This window comes from Sphaerochaeta sp. PS (genome assembly GCF_032144095.1).
GTDB lineage: Bacteria > Spirochaetota > Spirochaetia > Sphaerochaetales > Sphaerochaetaceae > Sphaerochaeta.
This window is the reverse complement of the sequence record NZ_JAVSNJ010000001.1, coordinates 444680-463561: the sequence shown is the minus strand read 5'-3', so window position 1 is coordinate 463561 and position 18882 is coordinate 444680. Positions and strand designations below refer to the sequence as shown.

Sequence of the window (18882 nt, the reverse complement as noted above, 5' to 3'; positions counted from 1 at the left end):
GGCTTAGTGGTGGAACAGTCGGATGGAGTTGCACGCCATCACGATGCCGTATTGGTTGCAGGCCTCGACAACCAAATCATCACGTACCGAGCCACCTGGCTGCACGATATACTCCACCCCGCTGCGGGAGGCCCTATCGATATTGTCCCTGAAGGGGAAGAAGGCATCACTGGCCAGTGAAACCCCTCCAAGGGTCTTCAGGTAGGCGCGTTTCTCCTCAGCCGTATAGGGTGGGGGGCACTCGGTAAAGTAACGTCTCCACCCCTCCCCTTCGGACAGGGAGAGCTCGGGCTCATCGGTAAGGAACTGCTCGATGGCATTGTCCTTCTCGTTTCGGCTCAAATTTGGCAGGAATGGAAGCGAGAGGGTCCTCTCGCTCTGCCTCAGATGCCAAAGGTCGGCCTTGTCCCCAGCCAGGCGGGTACAGTGGATGCGTGACTGCTGGCCCGCTCCCACCCCGATGGTCTGCCCGCGCTTTGCATAGCAGACCGAGTTTGACTGGGTATACTTCAGGGCGATGAGGGCGACAACCAGGTCAATTTTGGCCTCTTCAGGGAGCTGGGACTTTTCGGTGACGATAGGCTCAAGCACCTTCTGGTCAAGCTGGATGGCATTCCTTCCCTGCTCGAACCGGATGCCAAAGACCGTCCGCTGTTCCAGCTCCATCGGCTCATAGGAGGCATCGATCTCGATCACCGTGAAGGTACCGTTTCGCTTTGCCTTCAACAAGGCAAGGGCCTCCTCGGTATATCCGGGGGCTATGACGCCATCACTGACCTCGGCCTTGATGCAGCGGGCGGTGCTCAGGTCACACACCCGGCTGAGGCTGACAAAGTCCCCAAAGGATGACATGCGGTCACTGCCCCGTGCCCGGGTGTAGGCAGTTGCAAGGGGGGAGAGATCCCTATTCTCTGATACAAAGTACATCGCCCGCTCCGCTTCGTTGAGGGGAAGACCCACAGCTGCCCCAGCAGGGCTTACATGCTTGAAGGATGCCGCTGCAGGCAGGTCCAGGGCCTTGTCCAGGGAGGAGACGAGCTGCCACCCGTTGAGGGCATCCAACAGGTTGATGTACCCCGCTTTCCCATTGAGGATGGTAATGGGAAGCTTGCCCTCCTCGGTGAAAATTCTGGCAGGCCTCTGGTTGGGATTGCACCCATACTTGAGTTGAATACTGTCCATGCTTACCTCGTATGCTTGTTGATGAGTCGCTCTTCGATCTTGCCCTGGGCCAGGTCGGTATACCTGACATAGAGGGAGATCCTGTTTTCCTCATCCAGGCTCTCCCAGATCCTCTGGGAGAACGTCTGGATATCCTGGTCGATCGTAACTTCTTTGGGTTCCCCCTCAAAGGAAGGCAGGGGGTTTCCATCTGATGCGTAGGTATGGATCAGGTTTCCCCGCCCCTTCCGTGGCTTCGGATAGGGAAAGAAATACCGCCTGCACTCACCCTCCTCCCTCTTGAGGATCGAGAGGGTGTAGGAGGGGGGATCGGCCTGCTCGAAGATGCCGCTGATCCTGGGCGTATAGTTTGGCCCATCAGGCTCGTAGAGCCGTGTCTCGAGCGCCTCTTTAAAGCTTTTCCCCTCCGAGAGGAAGGAGGCAATGGTATCGCTCTGGTCCCCGTTGGTTACTATCAGGGTCGAGCCAACCTGCCGCAGGGGGTGGTAGATGATGAGGGAGGGGTCCTCCATTGCCGAGGCGTCGAAGGCCTCGGTCCTCACCGACTGCCCATCAAGGGCCAAGACCCGGTTGCGGCTGTTGTTGCTGCGTCCCATGAGAAAGTAGGCTACCACAGAGGCTCCCTCGGGCGAGAGCCCCATGAGGATGCCTCGACCAGGGTACCGGTTTGTACCCAACAGCTGTTCTATTTCCATCTCTTCCTCCAATCTTCGGCAGACCTCTCCGGTACAGCGTGGAAGCAGTACCCACTCGGCCTCCTCCATGATTCGCTTCTGTAGCGACTGTGGGGTATCGCCTGGCAGCACTGGTACAGCCTGCTGGGCAACTATTTCCCCACCATCGGGTACCTCGTTGACATAGTGCACCGTTGCCCCGCTAATCGTCACCCCCCGTTCGAGGGCTGCCTGATGTATCTTCAACCCATAGTACCCCTTGCCACAGAAACTGGGTATAAGGGATGGATGGATATTGAGGATCCTGCTGGGGTATTTCCTCACAAAATCTGCCGAGAGGAGGGAGAGGAAGCCTGCCAGGACGATCAGGTCGATGTCGTTCGCACGCAAAAGCTGTTGCAGCTCCTCTTCAAAAAGGGTGGCATCGCCCTTCCTACGGGGTACGACAGAGGTCGGGATGCCTGCCGCCTCGGCACGGCTGAGGGCATAGGCCCCCCTCCTGTCAGAAACTACCAGGACAATGCGCCCACCCCTGGCCTGGCTATACAGCAGGGCCTGCAGGTTTGTCCCCCCTCCACTTACCAGCACGGCGATGCGGATCATAGCAGGACCACGCCCCCCTCGCCTTGGGCAACCGTGCCCAGCACGTAGCTGCCCTCGATCTCGGAGAGGGCAACCCTGGCACTATCCCCATCGAGGACAAGCACCATGCCCACCCCCATGTTGAAGGTGTTGTACATGTCATGGAGGGGGATGGATCCCTTCTGCTGGATCAGGGTGAAGAGGGGCAGAACCCGCACATCATCGAGGTAGATCTTGGCATGCATGTCCTTGGGCAGGCAGCGGGGAATGTTCTCATAGAACCCTCCCCCCGTTATGTGGGCAGCCGCCTTGACCGTGACCTTCTTTGCAAGATCGAGTAGGGGCCTGACATAGATGGTGGTAGGTTCAAGCAAGGCCTCACCGAGGGTCCGACCCAGTGAAGGTTCGAATCTTAAGAGGCACGAAAAGTCATGGTCGAGGCCAAAGACCTTGCGGACCAGGGAGAACCCGTTGGAGTGGACACCGGAAGATGGGAGGGCCACCAGCAGGTCGCCTTCGACGATGGCCGTGTTGTCAAACAACCCTGTCTTATCCACCACCCCGACGGTAAAACCGGCGAGGTCATACTCATCAATGGGATAGAAGCCCGGCATCTCGGCTGTCTCCCCTCCGATGAGGGCACAGCCAGCCTCAATGCACCCTGCAGCAACACCCTTGACGATGGCCTCCACCTTTTCAGGGACCAGCTTTCCCAAGGCGATGTAGTCGAGGAATACCTGGGGTTCGGCACCACAGCAGATGACATCATTGACACACATGGCTACACAGTCGATGCCCACCGTATCATGCCTGTCCATCAGGAATGCAAGCTTGAGCTTGGTACCGACCCCATCGGTACCACAGACCAGGATGGGATGGGGTGTCTTGGTTACATCGAGCTCGAACAGCCCTCCGAAGCCGCCGATGTCCGACCGGACACCTGAGGTGAAGGTCCTGGCCACATGGCTTTTCATCAGGGAAACAGCGCGATAGCCACTTTCTATATCGACGCCGCTACTCCGGTAACTCTCATTCTGGGTCTCTTCTGTCATTGCAAAGTTCTCCTTATATGGGATGGGCATACTTGTCCTTGCCCTTACAGGCAGGTGCGGGACTGGGATACAAGCCGGTAAAACAGGCTGTACAGAAGCCGATGCTCGGGTGGTCGGAGAGTTTTGTGACATTCTCCTTGCTGAGGAACCCCAGGGAGTCGACATCCAGCAACTTGAGCATGGCCGCATCATCGTGCTTGTAGGCAAACAGGTCCTCCGAGGAGTCTATGTCCGTACCGAAATAGCAGGGATAGAGGAACTTGGGGGCTGCGGAGCGGAGATGGACCTCCTTGGCCCCAGCCTCCCGCAAGAGGTGCACGATGCGTTTGCTGGTGGTTCCCCTGACGATGGAGTCATCGATGAGGACCACCCGCTTGCCCTTCACCGTCGAGGCTATGGGGTTGAGCTTGATGCGCACGGTGTTCTCCCTGGAACTCTGCCCTGGCTGGATGAAGGTACGGCCGATATATTTGTTCTTGATGAAGCCGATGCCATAGGGGATGCCCGACTGGCGGGAGTAGCCGATGGCCGCATCAATGCCGCTATCGGGAACCCCTATGACCACATCCGCCTGGGCGGGGTGCTCCAGGGCAAGGAACGAGCCTGCCCTCAGGCGGGCCTGGTGGATCGAGATGGTGTCGATGACACTGTCCGGCCGGGCAAAATAGATCAGCTCAAACACACAGAGCGCTGGGCTCTGGCTCTTGCAGAAGGTCCTGATGCTGAGCAGTGATGGCTCCCCTTCCTTCTTGGAATCGACAACCACAATCTCCCCAGGTTCCACATCCCTGACAAACTGGGCACCGACAGCGTCGAGGGCACAGCTTTCCGAGGCAAACACATACCCATCGCCGATCTTGCCGATGCACAGGGGCCTGAAACCCCAGGGGTCACGCACTGCTATGAGCTTGGTAGGAGACATGACCAGAAGGGAGTAGGCTCCCTTGATCTCCCCCATCGTCTTTTCGATGGCACTTTCGATGCTGGGACAGCAGAGCCTGTTGTGGGTGATGATGTAGGCAATGACCTCCGTATCGCTGGTGGTATGGAAGATGGATCCGGAAAGCTCCAAATCCTGGCGTAGCTCGGCATCATTGGTGAGGTTCCCGTTGTGGGCAAGGGCCATGCTGCCCTTCTGGTGGGTGATGACCAAGGGCTGGATGTTTGCCCGGGAATCCAGGCCTGTAGTCCCATAACGGACATGGGCAATGGCCATGCGACAGGCATCTCGGGAAGGGAGTGTTTCGGGCTTGAATACGTCGCTGACCAAACCCTTGTCCTTGAAAGAGGTGATGCATCCCTTCTCATTCATCGCGATACCGCACCCCTGCTGGCCCCGATGCTGCAAGGCATAGAGGGCGAGGTAGGAGAGGGAAGCAACATCCTCCACCTCCTGGGAGAAGACGCCGAAGATGCCACACTCCTCATGGAGGCCACCCATCAGAGGCCTCCCATCAGGCGAAAGAGGATCTCCTTGTAGGCATCCTCCACCCCTCCAAGGTCCCTTCTGAAACGGTCCTTGTCGAGCTTTTCCTTGGTCTTGGTATCCCAGAACCTGCAGGTATCGGGGGAGATCTCATCAGCGAGGATGAGATTTCCCTCCTGGGTCTTGCCAAACTCCAGCTTGAAGTCCACAAGCTCTATGCCCAGGGGAAGCAGGTACGATCCAAGGATGGCGTTAATCTTCAGGCTATAGGCGGAGATCTGGGCCAGGTCCTCGTCGCTTGCGAGCCCTAGGGCCCTGATGTGGTAGTCGTTGACCAGGGGGTCGCCTAGGTCATCCCGTTTGTAGCAGAACTCCAGGACGGTGGATGGAAGTTTCCATCCTTCCTCCAGGCCCAGGCGTTTGGCGAGGGAACCGGCAGCGATGTTGCGCACGATCACCTCAAGGGGGACAATCTGGACAGCCTTAACCACAGTCTCGCGATCATTGAGCTCTTCTACCAGGTGGGTGGGGAGCCCCTCCTTCTCCAGCAGGCCCATCAAATGGTTGCTTACCCGGTTGTTTATGGCTCCCTTACCGGTGATGGTACCTTTTTTCAGGCCATTGAAGGCTGTTGCGTCATCTTTGTAGGAGACGATATACAACCCCTTCTCATCAGTTGCATAGACCTTTTTTGCCTTACCCTCATAGAGCTGAACCCTCTTTTCCATGGTGCCTCCCGTACAATAAAAAAAGCCTTACGACGTAAAGCTTCTGTAGATTCTCTCATTGGTCTCTATTGCAAGTTTCTCGCCTTCCTGCCGCCTCTGTGCAAGCCTCTGGCTGAGCCCTTCATCTCCTAGGGCAACTATCTGGGCTGCAAGCAGGGCTGCATTGGCACTTCCGTCGATGGCAACGGTTGCAACTGGGATGCCTGGGGGCATCTGGACGGAGGCAAGAAGTGCGTCCATCCCCCCAAGGGAAGCGGAAAGGGGAACTGCTATGACGGGAAGCAGGGTATGGGAGGCAAGGACTCCCGCCAGATGTGCAGCCATGCCCGCCCCTGCGATGAGCACGCCGTACCCATTTGCCTCTGCACTGCGGGCAAAATCGGCTGTCTGTGTGGGTGTCCTATGTGCTGAGAGCACATGGACGGTGAATGGGATGGACAACTCACCGAGAACCGTACAGGCCTTCTCCATTACGGGAAGGTCACGCTCGCTACCCATCAGCACGGCTACTCGTTTCATGAGAAAGTCCCCTTTTGCGTGGTTTGCACAGGGGAACAGTACAGAAAACAACCATAAAATACAACAGTTTATTGCAACAAAGTGCATATTTGTTGCATAAAAAAAACCAATCAATCTTTACTGCAACAATAAATCTATACTAGTGGTTACTTGTATATAAAATACAACAGATTTGTTGCTATTTGAGATTCAGGACAGATTCAGCAAGGCGAACCGCATCCTCAATGCACAATTCGCAGTCGCGCAGGACCACCCCGTTCTCCTTTCCCAACAGGGTCTTGCATACAAGGCTCTGGTTCTGTCCAAGGAAGGAGGAGACCATCGAGGAGGCAAGGGCATAGGTGGCAGCCTTGGTTCCCGAAGCCACATCACCTTTGCTGGAAAGTAGGGAGGCGATGGCAACAGCACCACTTACAGCCCCACAGGTGGCATCCTTTCCTCCCATGCCCCCACCAAAGCCTTCCATGATGGCAAAGAGGGTCTTTTCGTCTACGGGTACCTCGTCAATGAAGGCACAGGCAACAGCCTGTGCACAGTTGTAGCCCTTTGCACGCAAGGCCCTCGCATTCAGTACATACTTGCTTTCCATAGATACTCCTTCTCTTACGCTTCCCTACCTGTCTTCTGCAGGTAGTAGTGGTAATCCCCTTCAAAGACCTGCATCTGGCCGTGGTCGATCTCAAAGACCCTGTTGGCAAGATGCTTCAGGAAGTAACGGTCGTGGCTTACCACGATGAGGGTCCCCTCAAAGCGGGTAAGGGCATCAAGAAGCACCTCCCTGCTCTGGATATCCAGGTGGTTTGTCGGTTCGTCCAGGATGAGGAAGTTGACAGGAAGGGCGAGCATGCAGGCAAGCATGACACGGCTCTTCTCCCCTCCGCTGAGCACGGAGATCTTCTTGTCGGCATCGGTGCCGGAAAACTGGAAGGCTCCCAACAGGCTCTTGATGCTTCCGATCGAGGAGAGGGGTGTCCTTTCGGAGACCTCCTCAAAGATCGTCCTCTCGGCATTGAGTACATCGGATGAGTACTGGCTGAAGTAGCCTAGGTTCACACTCGAGCCCAGGGTGACCTCCCCGCTTGTCGGTTCCGTCAGGCCGGCTATCACCTTCAGGAAGGTCGATTTTCCCGCCCCGTTTACCCCGGTAAGGGCTATCCTGTTGCCCCGCATGATCGCCCCGGTAAGGCCGGAGAAGACGGGATGGTCCTCCCCGTTGGCCTTCTTCCAGCTTTTGGCGAGATTATTCATGACCACGACCTGGTCCCCACTTCTGGGGCTGGGGGAGAACTGTACCTGCATGATCTTCGTTTCAGGAGGGATGGTAATCCTCTCGACCTTCTCCAATGCCTTGATCCTCGACTGGACCAGGGAGGCGTGGGAGGCCCTTGCCGCAAAACGGGCTATGAACTCCTCGTCCTTGGCAAAGCGGGCTTGCTGGCGGTTGAAGGTAGCCAAAAGCTGCTCGCGCCTGATCTCCCGCTCTCGCAGATAGAAGTCATAGTCGCCACTGTAGGTGGTGACAGCTCCGTTGGCTACCTCGATGGTGCGGGTGCAGAGGCGGGTCATGAACTCCCTGTCGTGGCTTGTCATGACCAGGTCCCCTTTGTAGGAGTTAAGCCAGGCTTCCAGCCAGACGATGGACTCCACATCCAGGTGGTTGGTCGGTTCGTCCATGAGCAGGACATCGGGGTTGAGTACGAGAATCTGGGCAAGGGCTATGCGCATCTTCCAACCACCGGAGAAGTTCTCCACCGGTTCATGGAACCTGTCCGGTCCTATGCCAAGGCCGGTGAGCACCTGCTCGGCACGGTTGGAAAGGTCGTAGCCATCACGGGCGATAAACTCAGTCTGCAACTCCCCATAGAGGTTCATCTCGGCATCGGAGAGGCCTGTGGCCATCTTGTGCTCGAGTTCGGTGAGCTTCTCGCCGATCTCATAGACCGAGCCTGCCCCACGCAACACCTCTTCCAAGGCGGTTCGCCCGCTCATTTCGCCTACATTCTGGGAAAAGTAGCCGATGACGGTACCGCTATCGATACTCAACGTACCCTCATCAGGCTTTTCCTCGCCTGCTATCACTTTCAGCAACGTTGATTTTCCTGCTCCGTTGGGACCGACCAGACCGATCCTGTCTGCAGGACGGATGAGCACATCCGCCTTATCCAAAAGGACACGTTGCCCGTAGGCAACCGTGACCGCCGTTAATTTGACCACAAAAGACTCCTAGGGAGCCGAGTGTACCAGAATAGAGGCAGTTTGTCATGACTGGCCCCCTTCACGGAAAAAGCCTATACTCCTTGCAGGAGGCAAGCATGGAAGGCAAGGTACGTAGCGAGATATATTCAGGATTGAAGGTGGCGGTCATCCTCAAGGAGGACCAGCGAAGCGGCAAGCTCACCGATGGCATTGTGAAGGACATCCTCACCAACTCCCCTTCCCATCCCCATGGGATCAAGGTCAGGCTTGAGTCGGGCCAGGTTGGAAGGGTCGCCAAGATCTACTCGAACACCCCGTAGACAGAGGTCCCACATCGTTTGCACCGCCCGCCCTCGATGGCGAGTATCCTGTTCTGCCCATCTATGAGATGTTCGTTACAGGAGGGGCAATAGGTAGACCGCTCTGACTCACTGTTGCCACTGTATATATAGGGTATCCCGGACAGGGCTGCACGGACAACCATCTTGCTGAGGTATGCCTCGCTGGTAGGCTTCAGGTGGGCCATCCTGTATCGTGGGAAAAACCTGCTCAGATGCCATACCTGGACACCCCGTTCATGCAGGAGCTTGCCAAGATTTGCAATATCCTCCTCAGTATGCATCGACTCAATGACCATGGTGGTCACTTCCAGGTGGGCACCGCTTTGTGCTATCGCTTCTATGCCATCCAGGACAGCCTGTTCATCAGCCTTGCAGACATCCCGATAGAAACTCTCGTTTCCCTTGATGTCCACATTGAAGGCATCGATGAGGGGAAGGATCCTCAGCAGGGCCTCTTGGGAGAATGAGCCGTTTGTTACCATGATGTTCTGCATCCCGGCCTCCCTAGCCAGGCTTGCCACATCCAGCATGTAGTCTTGCCACACCATAGGTTCACTGTAGGTATAGCTTATGCTGTGGCAGTCGTTCTTTCTTGCAAGGGCGACAATCTGGGCAGGGGCCACCCGTTCACCGGCGGCATGCGTATCGCCCTTTCCCTGGCTGAGGGAGTAATTCTGGCAGAAATCGCAAAAATAGTTGCATCCGATCAGGGCAAAGGAGAAGGTAGTGCTTCCAGGATAGTAGTGGTAGAGAGGCTTCTTCTCGATGGGATCGACTGCCATAGCCTCCACATGGGCATAGACCGTCGTCACCACCTTGCCCTGCTCGTGCCTGCGCACCCGGCAGACCCCGCTCTGTCCTTCAGCGAGGCGGCACCGCCTCCAGCAAAAATCACAGACTAGGTAGGTGGGATCTGTCATGGAGTATCCTCCGAGAATACCTCCGCCTGGAATACTTCCAACTCACATCCAGGATCCTTCCATGCATTGGGGGGCAGGCCTGCCTTCATGCAGAGGTTTTCCAACATCTCCTCCACACCCCACCCCTGCTCGGTCGCTACCTGGGGAAGGAATACCGCCCGGTTGTACCCCAGGGTCAGGATAACACCATCGCTTCCCACCTTGATCTCCTCAAACGAGGCAATCTTCCTGGGTTTGGTAAGGACGGAAATCTCAATGGACAGGTTGGAGAGTTCATCAAGTCGGACAGCAGGAAAACGTGGATCGTGGAAGGCGGCTTCACGCGCAAGTTCCATGATACTCTTATGCAAGGGAGAGAGTCCGTACAGGTTTCCTATGCAGCCTCTCAGGGCGTGTGAATCTTCCCCTCCGAGGGTTCTCAAAGTCACGAATACCCCCCGTTTTTCCATGAATACAGGTGCAGGATCCTGGGATATCAGGGTAAAGGCATCGTTTGAGACCAGGCCAAGAGAGCTTGAGATGGACTCTCTAGCCAAAGCCAACAGTAAGGTGTGTTCTCGTTTTCGCATGGTCAACTCCACAATATGGTCGAATAGGCGACAAACGCATCATCGCCTGAGGGGGCGATGTCGTATGAGGTATAGTAAGAGGCAAGCCTTCCTGTATAGTGGAGGCGAAGAGCCAGGGCCGAGACTATGAGAGAGGGGGCAAAGCCACAGACCGTTGGCTTTCTCCCAGCAAAAAAGGCCAGGGCCTCTTCCGTTTTGCCTTCTGCAAACAAGAGTGAAAGGGTGCGGTCATCCTCCTTGACCCGGCTACGTTGCTCATCCAAAGCTAGGTGGCTGTAGGGGGCATAGGAAAACCGCCTCCCATAATGGGTAAAGTCACTGCTCGCCACCACCACCGTCCTTCCATCCAGCAACGACTCCTCACCAAGGTCTGCCATCAAGGCACTGCAGAGATGGTCCAGGGCCTTTCCATCGGTGATCTGGGAGATGAGGGCAGAGCTGAAGGAGAGGGGCCTCTTCCGTTGCTTGTTGACGTAGGAGAGAAAGGGCATCACCATCTCCACCGCATGCTCGCTCTCTACCTCCTGGGCAAAGCCGTTGGCAATGGAGGGCAAGGAGAATCCTTCAAGCTTGCCCAGCGGGGTCTCATAGGAGGAGAAATCACCTCCGACCAGACGGTCAGGTTTCAGGTATGTGGTGTGGGAAGGGGCCAGGACCAACAGCCGTTCAGCCTGGGAAGGGAGATTGCAGAAGAAGGGGGCGATTCCCTGGGCCGAAAAGAACAGCCCTGCATGGGGAAGGACGGCCAGATGGGCCGGGGTTTGCGGCGGTTCGCAAGCTTGTGCTAAGGCTTTCCCTATGAGAATCTGAAGCTGTTCTGGCTCATCAGGATACCAGGAGCCCGCATAGGTTGCGTGTCGAATTGGGTGAGAACTGTCTTTTGCATGGCGCATACAGCCTCCAATCCAGGAGGGTCGGCTCCTAGGCCTCCTATAATACTGCATGGAGGCGAAAATGCAAGAGACATTTGGTTAGGAGAAGTGCAGGCTGCAGTAGAGCAGAAAAGATAATCTTTTATTTCCAAAACAATTATCACCCGTGGTATGATGCTAGCATGAAAGCCAAAGTTGGCCATGTCAGCTTGCTTGGAGTAGGTATCCTCATCCTTCTTTTGGCATCTTCCTGCATAAGCCCTCCAGAGCCAATGTTCGACAGGCCTCACTACCCACCTGAACACTTCTATATCGGCAGCGGAACGGGCAGGAGTGCTGACAGGGGAACAGCACGGCAAACTGCCAAGATGCTTGCGATCTCCGACCTGGCTTCCCAGATCCAGACGACAATCTTTTCCAAGAAATCGGCCTCAACCATGGATGATGGCAACAAGCAGGCTTCAACCTTTGAGGAGCTCATTGAGGAGACACTCCACCAGGAGTTCGAAAACATCATCTTCATAGAGGAAGCCTACACCTCAAAAAAAGTGCAGACCACCTATGCAATCCTCAGTAGGGCGGAATGGGAAGGCCAGAAGGCAAGAAAGATCCTCAAGGAAAAAATCATCGTCGAATCCCTTCTTTCACCACGCTACCCCGACATGTCACCCATACAGGAAATCAGCATCCTCAATGAGGCGACCTCTTCCTTGCAAGCAACCATGTGGGGATCGATGGTCGAGGGCAAATTTGATGGTTCCTATGGATTTCTCCTACCCATGGTCAAGGCAAGAAGGGACCTCCTGTTCTCCAGAATCATCCATTCGACCCTTTTCCAAATCAGTGAAGGCCTTTCATCCACCAACCAGAAACAGGCCAGGGAACAAGCCCTGCAGCAATTCCAGCTTTTCCTGACCGACAACCTCTTCAAGGAGTATGAGCCTATCAGGGTCCTGGTCTCCTCCACCATGTCCTCATCCGCCCTCAGGGCTGAAATTTCTCGATACGTGCCGATTTTCCTGGCCCAACATCAAAACCTTCTGGAATATTTCGATAGCCCTGAAGCCACAGCAGAAACCTACCATGTCATGCTCGCAGTTTCTAAAACAGCTTGGGAGGCAGAGATCCAACAAGAGATGGATCTGCTCTACCAACAGGTGAACAGCCTGGTGGAGTATTACGAACCTGAATCGTCCGTTACTGACCAATTACAGGTCCTTGACAAAATCGAGGACCTGATCGGCACTTCGTTCTTTGGGTTGGCTGTCGAAAAGCTTCTTTTCCCTCACCAGGGATCCATCCAATCCCTCAAGAACGACATTGTGAGCTCGGTCAGGCTAACCTTGACGGGCCCCAAATCGATCGAGGAAGGGCAGAGTGCCATCCTCTCCCTCTCTGTTTCCAATTCCCAAGGCGTGCAGACACAGATCCCTGTCATTTGCAATGTCCGGGACAACAAGGGAGAAGAGAGGTATGCAAAGACCGTGACCCTCCGTCCAGGACAGCCCGAGATCCTGGAGTTGGCCATCCCTGCGAGGGAGAGTGCAACATCCCTACAGGTCAGCTGCCATTGGGATGGGTATCCCCAGTGTAGGGCAGAAGCTACTCTCCCCATCACCAAGATCCCACTCTTTACGAGATTCAAGAATTGGATAGGAATAGGAAAACCATAAAAGGAAAGGCTCCTCCTGTATTGCAGGCAGGAGATGTGGGAGAATGGAGATGAAGATTTCCCTGTTCGATGGCTCGTCACCAAACGATCCTATGGCCTCTCGGATCCTACAACTGCTCTCCACCCGTCAGGCAGAACACTTTGTCCTCAGCAAGATGGCGATAGCTCCCTGTGCAGGGGAGTTCCGTTGCTGGACCAGAACCCCAGGCATCTGCAAGAACAACGATGACAACCTGCTTCTTGCCAGGGCAATGGTCCAAAGCGACCTGCTGGTACTGCTGACCCCTCTCACCTTTGGCGGCTACTCTTCCCACCTCAAGCAGGGGCTGGACCATCTGATCCAGGACTTCTCCCCCTTCTTTTGCAAAGTCCAGGGGGAGACGCACCACAAGAGGCGGTACAAGAGCTATCCCAACCTCTGCGTATTTGGGTGGGCAGAAAAAGAAGACCCACAGGCCGAGCAAATCTTCAGGCATCTGGTTGGAAGGAATGCGATCAACTTCAATGCAAGGAGGGCATGTTGTTACCTGTTCTATCCTACCCAGAGTGACGAGGAGATCGGCAACTCGATCGATCGGGCATTGGGGGGATCGAGAGCAGAACCCCTGCCAAACCACCTAGAGAGACGGAAATCCTTCGATGCTTCCACAGGAGCGGAAACCCCTGCAAAGACCCTGCTCCTGGTAGGCAGCCCAAGGAAGAGCCAAAGCACCTCCTTTTGCCTGGGAACCTATCTCTGCTCAAGGCTGAACCAAGAAGCCATACGGACTAAAACGGTCCAACTCTATGGAAGGCCAAAGGGTGAGGAGGCAGAGAGGCTGCTGTTCTCGACCATCGCTGAGGTCGATCTCGTGGTCCTGGCCTTCCCTCTCTATATCGATACCCTTCCAGCCCCGGTCATAGATTTTCTAGAGAGGCTTTCCAGCCATCGAAAAACGCATCCAGACACCAAGGCTCCCCACCTGGTGGCCCTGGTCAATTGCGGGTTCCCCGAGGCCTCACAGATGGACAATGTGTTGGCACTCCTTTCCCAATTCTGCAAGGAGGCGGGCTTTGTGTGGGGCGGTGGGATGGCTCTTGGGGGAAGGCATGGGTTGGGGGACAAACCACTTGCAAAGTGGGGAAGCTCCACCCTGGCCATCAGGGCGGCATTGGACCTTGCTTCTGAAGCATTGAGCCACGGGCAGGCAATCCCCCAACAGGCTGTCGAATTGCTGGCCAAGCCACAGTATCCCTCAGCTTTGTTTCGGTTTGGGGCCCAGTTCTTCTGGAAGAAGGAGGGGGCGAACCATGGCATCAGGAAGGCTTTCCATGCCAGGCCGTATGTTGAAAATTGAACGATTGCCCCATACAAAAGAGAAAGGCAACCCGCCGTGCGACCATTGTCGCCTCAACAAGTTGCCAGAACTTGGTAGAATCAGGAATCGCCGTCCTATCGTGTACCTTTGTACAATCGATAGTCCATTCATCAGACCAACTGTTTAGCAGGGGTAGGACTCGGACCTACGACCTTCGGGTTATGAGCCCGACGAGCTGCCAACTGCTCCACCCTGCGTCGAATTTCTTACCAAGAATAGGGCAATACCAAACTCTTGTCAACAGGGTTGAAAAAATTAGGTGCAATTAGCCTAATATATTGTCAGTAGGACAAATATGTTGCAATGCATGCAGCAAAGCCCTCCCACTTTCGCAAACCTTTTCTTTCTGGTATGCTTGGTATTTGTGAAAACACGCGCATTTGCCTCAGGGTTTGGGAAATGGGATTTCTCCCGTCTGAGGGCAAGGCACGGGATGTGAGGAGCAGTATACGAGCAGGAAAATTGTCATCCTTGGTGCAGGTAGGCGAGGCCTTAGCCTAGCCAAACTTCTTATAGAAGAGCAAAAGGACGTAGTCATCATAGACAGTTCCCACGAGCGTGTAGCCACCGCAGTGGCAAAACTCGATTGCCTGGGCATCATGGGAAACGGGACGGACATCGCAAAGCTTATCGAGGCCGGTTGCGAGAATGCAGAGGCTTTCATAGCAGTGACCAATAGCGATGAGATCAACCTGGTCTCCTGCGGGATTGTCTCCTCCACCTTCAAGAACACCAAGACAGTTGCAGCCATCAGAAGCCTCATCTATACCGGGGCCGACGGACTCAAGGAGGGCTTGCTGGGCATCGACTACATCGTCAATCCCAATGCAGAGGCCGCCCGCTACATATTCAACACCATCGAGCAAGGGGTATACAGCAACGTCCTGGGCTTCAGCAATACCAAGTTGTTGCTCTACAACTTCTATGTCGAGCCCTTCTCCCCCTATATCGGGGCCTCGGTGATGGACATGCGAAACAAGCTCAAGGCAGACTTCGTCATTGCTGCGATCAACCGCGGCGGGAAAGTCCTTGTCCCTTCCGGCTCCACCTCCATCGAACCCAAGGATACCCTCTCCATCGTAGCGGACTCGGAGGAGGTCACCGACATACTCAAGACGGTAGGCAAGCTCCAGAAGAAACCTACTAAGATCGTATTGGTGGGGGCTAGCAACATAACCCGCGCCCTGCTCAACCGCATGACGGTGGCGATGAGGTCGAAGGTAACCGTGGTCGACCAGAACGAAGATACCTGCAACCAGTTTTCCGAACGATTTCCTGAACTGCTGGTGATCAAGGCCGACATCACCGATGAGGACATCATGCAGGAAGAGCAGCTGGGCAGCTATGACCTGCTCATTGCGCTCACAGACAATGACGAGCTGAACATCATCACAGCCTCCTATGCAAAACGGATCGGCATCTCCCGTTCGATGGCCTTGATCAGGCAAAACAACAACTATACCCGCCTCGCATCCTACCTGGATATCGATGTGGTCATCTCCATAACCGATACGACCGTTGAATCGTTGCTACGCTTTTTGCGGGGTACCAATGTGGCAAGCCTGCATAGCCTGTTCAACGGCCAGCTGGAAATCTTTGAATTCTCCATAAACGGTACCTGTGCAGTGTGCAAAAAGAAGTTGAGTGAGATAAACATGAAGAAAAAAGCCATTGTGGCCGGCCTTACCGACAAGAACGGCAAAAGTGTTATCCCGACAGGCCACTCAGTCCTTCACGAAGGCGACACGGTAATCGTTGCTGGGACGCGCGACTCTACAGACTTCATACAGAAGCTTTTTGGTTAGCCGCTATGATAAACTGGAAACAAGACTTCAGGCTTCTTGCCGTCATACAGCTGGTTCTCGGATTCTTCATGGCTTTTCCCACCATCATTGCCCTCTACCTCCATGAGACGGCTGCCCTGCAGGGCTTCCTTGTCGCATATGCGGTGATGGCCATCTTCTGCGGCTCAATCCTTTTCCTTACCAGGAACATCGATTCCCACAAGCTTGCTGCACGGGACGGGTATCTGTTTGTAACCTTCACCTGGATACTTGGAACTGCCATCTGTGCCATCCCTCTGGTAGCAAGTGGAGCCTACATAAACTACAGCAGTGCCTACTTTGAGATCATGAGTGGATTCACCACCACGGGGGCAACTGTGCTTACCGAGATCGAGGGCCTGCCCAAATCGATCCTTTTCTGGCGTTCTGAAACCAACTGGCTGGGAGGGATGGGCATCGTGGTGCTCTTCGTGGCCTTGCTTCCTGCCCTTGGGGTGAGCGGAACCCTGCTGGTAGGGGCCGAGTCAGTAGGACCGACCAAGGACAAGCTCACTCCGAAGATCAAGACCACAGCAGCCATCCTTTGGCTGATCTACCTGCTGTTCTCCCTGCTGGAGACCGTGTTGCTCCTCTTTGGGGGACTCACCCTCTATGATGCGATCACCGTCACCTTCTCCACTATGGCAGCGGCAGGATTTTGTGTAAAGAACTCCTCCATAGGAACCTTCAGCAGTGCATATGTCGACATCGTGGTGACAGTTTTCATGATGATCGCAGGGGCCAACTTCGCCCTCTACTACAAGGCATTCGCCGGAAAGCTCAAATCGGTCTGGAAGGATGGGGAGCTACGGGTCTACCTGGGGATATGGACAGGGGTCTCACTGCTGTCGGCCATCACCCTCAGCAGGGCAAACACCTACGGGGGATTCTGGCAATCCCTGCGCTTCAGCGCTTTCCAGAGCGCCTCGATCATCACCACCACCGGGTTCGCTACGGCAAACTATGTCAACTGGCCCGCATTCTCCCAGATGCTATTGCTGCTGCTCTTCTTTGTAGGGGGGTGTGCAGGCTCGGCCGGAGGAGGCATCAAGGTGGTACGCGTTGCAACCCTGTTCAAGATGGCAAAGGCAAACATCAGCCAGAGGATCCATCCCAAGGGTATTTTCCAGATCAGGGTTGGCTTGGACACGATGAGGCCGGAGCTCCTGCTCTCGATCTCCACCTTCTTCGGTGTCTACATTGCTACCGGTGTCCTGGGGTCAGTACTCATTTCCCTCAGCGGTGTCGATATGCTCACCAGCTTTGCCGCCTCATTCCTCTGCCTGGGAAACATCGGCATCGGGTTTGGGCAGGTCGGACCCACAGGAAACTTCAGCATCTTCCCCTCCTCCATTCAATGGGTCTGTTCCTTTTTGATGCTGGTAGGAAGGCTGGAGCTGTTTACTGTCTACGCACTCTTCACCAAAGCGTTCTGGAGACGCTAACTGGTTATAACTTTACCCCCAATGCTGCTTTCCCCGTGATATACTACTCAAAAATTCATTAGGAGGAATGTATGTCTGGAATAGCATTGATCATTACGTTCATCATTGCAATCGCAATCATGATCGTGGCAATTTCCAAGTGGAATGTGAACCCCTTCCTGGCTCTGATGGGGGTCTCACTCGTTCTGGCCATTGTAGTAGGTATCCCGCTTAAGGATATCCCCACTACCATTGGCTCTGGTTTTAGTGGCATCTTCAGCAGCATCGGTATTGTCATCATCCTCGGGGCCCTCATCGGGACCATCCTGGAGAAGACAGGGGCCGCCCTGAAGCTCGCCGAGATGGTTGTCCGGCTCGTCGGGCAGAAACGACCTCAGCTTGCCATGGAAATCATGGGTTGGGTAGTATCCATCCCCGTGTTCTGTGACAGTGGCTTTGTCATTCTGGACCCAATCAGAAAGGCTTTGAGAAAGAAAACCCAGTTTTCTTCTGTCGCCATGACAGTTGCCCTCTCCGCCGGCCTGTACACCTCCCATGTATTCATACCTCCTACCCCAGGGCCCATTGCAGCTGCTGGCACCCTTGGCATAGGGGATAACCTATTCATGGTAATCGTCCTTGGTGCAGTTGTCTCAATTCCCTCCCTGATCATCGCCTACTTCTATGCAAACTACATTGGCAAGCGTGTCCGTAGCGCCGAAGATGAGACCCAAGACCTGGATGGACAGGACTATGATTCATTGCTGAAAAGCTTTGGCAAGCTCCCCAATGGATTTTTGGCCCTTGCCCCGATCCTTATCCCTATCCTCTGCATGGCTCTTGGCTCCCTTGCTGCCGCCCTCGGCTGGACAGGAAACGTCGCTGCCCTGAGCAAGTTCATCGGCAGCCCCATCATAGCACTGACCGTCGGATTGCTTTTCGGCGTCATCCTGCTTATGCATAGCGGCAAGATCCGTGACTTCAATTCGATGACAACCGATACCATGAAAGTGGTCGGCCCGATCCTCTTCATCACCGCAGCCGGTGGTGTCCTGGGAAAGGTAATCGCAAGTGCAGGGTTTGTGGGATACATGAATGAACATGCTGCAGCGTTGAGCATGGTGGGAATCTTCTTCCCCTTCCTTATCTCAGCAATCCTCAAGTCAGCCCAAGGTTCCTCAACTGTTGCCATCACGACAACGGCAGGCATCATGGGAAGCTTCCTGGAAGGTGGTTCCATGATGGCGGCCCTTGGCCTGAGCACTCCTTTGGCAGCAGTACTCACCGTTATGGCAATTGGCGCCGGAGCCATGACTGTCTCCCATGCCAATGACAGCTATTTCTGGGTGGTAACCAACTTTGGAGGGATGAAACCTGAGGATGGATACAAGACACAGACCATGGTAACCCTGTTAATGGGTATTGCTTCTATGATTTTCATCTGGATTCTTTCCCTATTTTTGCTGTAAGATTGACAGAAGTGCCGGAAGTGCAAATTTCCGGCACCTTTCCAGAAACGTATCTGGATTTTTTTACAATGCACT

17 protein-coding genes and 1 tRNA gene are annotated in these 18882 nt (G+C 54.8%); 6 read left to right on the top strand and 12 right to left on the bottom strand.

Going from position 1 to position 18882, the window contains the following annotated elements; genetic code table 11:
• Positions 1-3: 3 nt before the first annotated feature.
• From ROJ03_RS02215 to ROJ03_RS02180, 8 genes are all read right to left on the bottom strand, one after another.
• Positions 4-1182 (bottom strand): phosphoribosylaminoimidazolecarboxamide formyltransferase, encoded by a 1179-nt coding sequence (locus ROJ03_RS02215; RefSeq protein ID WP_313725355.1) that lies wholly within the window; start codon positions 1180-1182, stop codon positions 4-6.
• 2 nt (positions 1183-1184) lie between these two features.
• Complete coding sequence (purN, locus tag ROJ03_RS02210) at positions 1185-2459, bottom strand: phosphoribosylglycinamide formyltransferase (protein ID WP_313725354.1); 1275 nt, start codon at positions 2457-2459, stop codon at positions 1185-1187.
• Positions 2456-3490, bottom strand: a complete 1035-nt coding sequence (gene purM / locus ROJ03_RS02205) for a phosphoribosylformylglycinamidine cyclo-ligase (RefSeq protein ID WP_313725353.1) — start codon at positions 3488-3490, stop codon at positions 2456-2458. Before purM ends, purN begins: the two co-directional genes overlap by 4 nt.
• 13 nt (positions 3491-3503) lie before the next feature.
• Complete coding sequence (gene purF / locus ROJ03_RS02200; RefSeq protein WP_313725352.1) at positions 3504-4931, bottom strand: amidophosphoribosyltransferase; 1428 nt, start codon at positions 4929-4931, stop codon at positions 3504-3506.
• A complete protein-coding gene (gene purC / locus ROJ03_RS02195) occupies positions 4931-5644 on the bottom strand; it encodes a phosphoribosylaminoimidazolesuccinocarboxamide synthase (RefSeq protein ID WP_313725351.1) in 714 nt (237 codons plus the stop codon). Before purC ends, purF begins: the two co-directional genes overlap by 1 nt.
• Positions 5645-5671: 27 nt before the next feature.
• A complete protein-coding gene (gene purE, locus ROJ03_RS02190) occupies positions 5672-6163 on the bottom strand; it encodes a 5-(carboxyamino)imidazole ribonucleotide mutase (protein WP_313725350.1) in 492 nt (163 codons plus the stop codon).
• 178 nt (positions 6164-6341) lie between these two features.
• The gene (locus ROJ03_RS02185) at positions 6342-6752 is read right to left on the bottom strand and encodes a C-GCAxxG-C-C family protein (RefSeq protein ID WP_313725349.1); all 411 of its coding nucleotides are present in this window, start codon (positions 6750-6752) and stop codon (positions 6342-6344) included.
• 14 nt (positions 6753-6766) lie between these two features.
• Entirely contained in the window at positions 6767-8377 is a 1611-nt protein-coding gene (locus ROJ03_RS02180) for an ABC-F family ATP-binding cassette domain-containing protein (RefSeq protein WP_313725348.1), read from the bottom strand.
• A 98-nt stretch (positions 8378-8475) separates the two neighbouring features.
• Here ROJ03_RS02180 and ROJ03_RS02175 point away from each other — a divergent pair, with 98 nt between their 5' ends.
• Positions 8476-8679: a YwbE family protein gene (locus ROJ03_RS02175; RefSeq protein ID WP_313725347.1), complete on the top strand. Its 204-nt coding sequence runs from the start codon at positions 8476-8478 to the stop codon at positions 8677-8679.
• On the opposite strand, the gene amrS is transcribed toward ROJ03_RS02175, so the two are convergent.
• The 3 genes from amrS to amrB are packed head-to-tail and all read right to left on the bottom strand — an operon-like array spanning position 8661 to position 11082.
• Complete coding sequence (gene amrS / locus ROJ03_RS02170) at positions 8661-9620, bottom strand: AmmeMemoRadiSam system radical SAM enzyme (RefSeq protein ID WP_313725346.1); 960 nt, start codon at positions 9618-9620, stop codon at positions 8661-8663. The two genes, ROJ03_RS02175 and amrS, sit on opposite strands and share 19 nt — an antisense overlap.
• Positions 9617-10189 (bottom strand): AmmeMemoRadiSam system protein A, encoded by a 573-nt coding sequence (gene amrA / locus ROJ03_RS02165; protein WP_313725345.1) that lies wholly within the window; start codon positions 10187-10189, stop codon positions 9617-9619. Before amrA ends, amrS begins: the two co-directional genes overlap by 4 nt.
• 2 nt (positions 10190-10191) lie before the next feature.
• Positions 10192-11082 (bottom strand): AmmeMemoRadiSam system protein B, encoded by an 891-nt coding sequence (amrB, locus tag ROJ03_RS02160; protein ID WP_313725344.1) that lies wholly within the window; start codon positions 11080-11082, stop codon positions 10192-10194.
• Between the two features lie 161 nt (positions 11083-11243).
• Here amrB and ROJ03_RS02155 point away from each other — a divergent pair, with 161 nt between their 5' ends.
• Together ROJ03_RS02155 and ROJ03_RS02150 are read left to right on the top strand one after the other, a co-directional pair.
• Positions 11244-12734 (top strand): hypothetical protein, encoded by a 1491-nt coding sequence (locus ROJ03_RS02155; protein WP_313725343.1) that lies wholly within the window; start codon positions 11244-11246, stop codon positions 12732-12734.
• Positions 12735-12777: 43 nt separating this feature from the next.
• Positions 12778-14070: an NAD(P)H-dependent oxidoreductase gene (locus ROJ03_RS02150; RefSeq protein ID WP_313725342.1), complete on the top strand. Its 1293-nt coding sequence runs from the start codon at positions 12778-12780 to the stop codon at positions 14068-14070.
• 145 nt (positions 14071-14215) lie between these two features.
• Here the strand turns inward: ROJ03_RS02150 and ROJ03_RS02145 are convergent.
• Positions 14216-14288: transfer RNA gene (locus ROJ03_RS02145), tRNA-Met, on the bottom strand.
• A gap of 264 nt (positions 14289-14552) precedes the next feature.
• Here ROJ03_RS02145 and trkA point away from each other — a divergent pair.
• The 3 genes from trkA (at position 14553) to ROJ03_RS02130 (ending at position 18807) form a co-directional block, all read left to right on the top strand.
• Positions 14553-15896, top strand: a complete 1344-nt coding sequence (trkA, locus tag ROJ03_RS02140) for a Trk system potassium transporter TrkA (RefSeq protein ID WP_313725414.1) — start codon at positions 14553-14555, stop codon at positions 15894-15896.
• 5 nt (positions 15897-15901) lie between these two features.
• Positions 15902-17359, top strand: coding sequence for a potassium transporter TrkG (locus ROJ03_RS02135; protein WP_313725341.1), 1458 nt, complete (start codon positions 15902-15904; stop codon positions 17357-17359).
• A gap of 71 nt (positions 17360-17430) precedes the next feature.
• Entirely contained in the window at positions 17431-18807 is a 1377-nt protein-coding gene (locus tag ROJ03_RS02130) for a GntP family permease (RefSeq protein WP_313725340.1), read from the top strand.
• The last annotated feature ends 75 nt before the right edge of the window (positions 18808-18882 follow it).

What these genes read in the sequence shown, in the direction of transcription:
- ROJ03_RS02215 (WP_313725355.1), bottom strand. Translation starts at nt 1,182, where the DNA reads ATGGACAGTATTCAACTCAAGTATGGGTGCAATCCCAACCAGAGGCCT.
- purN (WP_313725354.1), bottom strand. Translation starts at nt 2,459, where the DNA reads ATGATCCGCATCGCCGTGCTGGTAAGTGGAGGGGGGACAAACCTGCAG.
- purM (WP_313725353.1), bottom strand. Translation starts at nt 3,490, where the DNA reads ATGACAGAAGAGACCCAGAATGAGAGTTACCGGAGTAGCGGCGTCGAT.
- purF (WP_313725352.1), bottom strand. Translation starts at nt 4,931, where the DNA reads ATGGGTGGCCTCCATGAGGAGTGTGGCATCTTCGGCGTCTTCTCCCAG.
- purC (WP_313725351.1), bottom strand. Translation starts at nt 5,644, where the DNA reads ATGGAAAAGAGGGTTCAGCTCTATGAGGGTAAGGCAAAAAAGGTCTAT.
- purE (WP_313725350.1), bottom strand. Translation starts at nt 6,163, where the DNA reads ATGAAACGAGTAGCCGTGCTGATGGGTAGCGAGCGTGACCTTCCCGTA.
- ROJ03_RS02185 (WP_313725349.1), bottom strand. Translation starts at nt 6,752, where the DNA reads ATGGAAAGCAAGTATGTACTGAATGCGAGGGCCTTGCGTGCAAAGGGC.
- ROJ03_RS02175 (WP_313725347.1), top strand. Translation starts at nt 8,476, where the DNA reads ATGGAAGGCAAGGTACGTAGCGAGATATATTCAGGATTGAAGGTGGCG.
- amrS (WP_313725346.1), bottom strand. Translation starts at nt 9,620, where the DNA reads ATGACAGATCCCACCTACCTAGTCTGTGATTTTTGCTGGAGGCGGTGC.
- amrA (WP_313725345.1), bottom strand. Translation starts at nt 10,189, where the DNA reads ATGCGAAAACGAGAACACACCTTACTGTTGGCTTTGGCTAGAGAGTCC.
- amrB (WP_313725344.1), bottom strand. Translation starts at nt 11,082, where the DNA reads ATGCGCCATGCAAAAGACAGTTCTCACCCAATTCGACACGCAACCTAT.
- ROJ03_RS02155 (WP_313725343.1), top strand. Translation starts at nt 11,244, where the DNA reads ATGAAAGCCAAAGTTGGCCATGTCAGCTTGCTTGGAGTAGGTATCCTC.
- ROJ03_RS02150 (WP_313725342.1), top strand. Translation starts at nt 12,778, where the DNA reads ATGGAGATGAAGATTTCCCTGTTCGATGGCTCGTCACCAAACGATCCT.
- ROJ03_RS02135 (WP_313725341.1), top strand. Translation starts at nt 15,902, where the DNA reads ATGATAAACTGGAAACAAGACTTCAGGCTTCTTGCCGTCATACAGCTG.
- ROJ03_RS02130 (WP_313725340.1), top strand. Translation starts at nt 17,431, where the DNA reads ATGTCTGGAATAGCATTGATCATTACGTTCATCATTGCAATCGCAATC.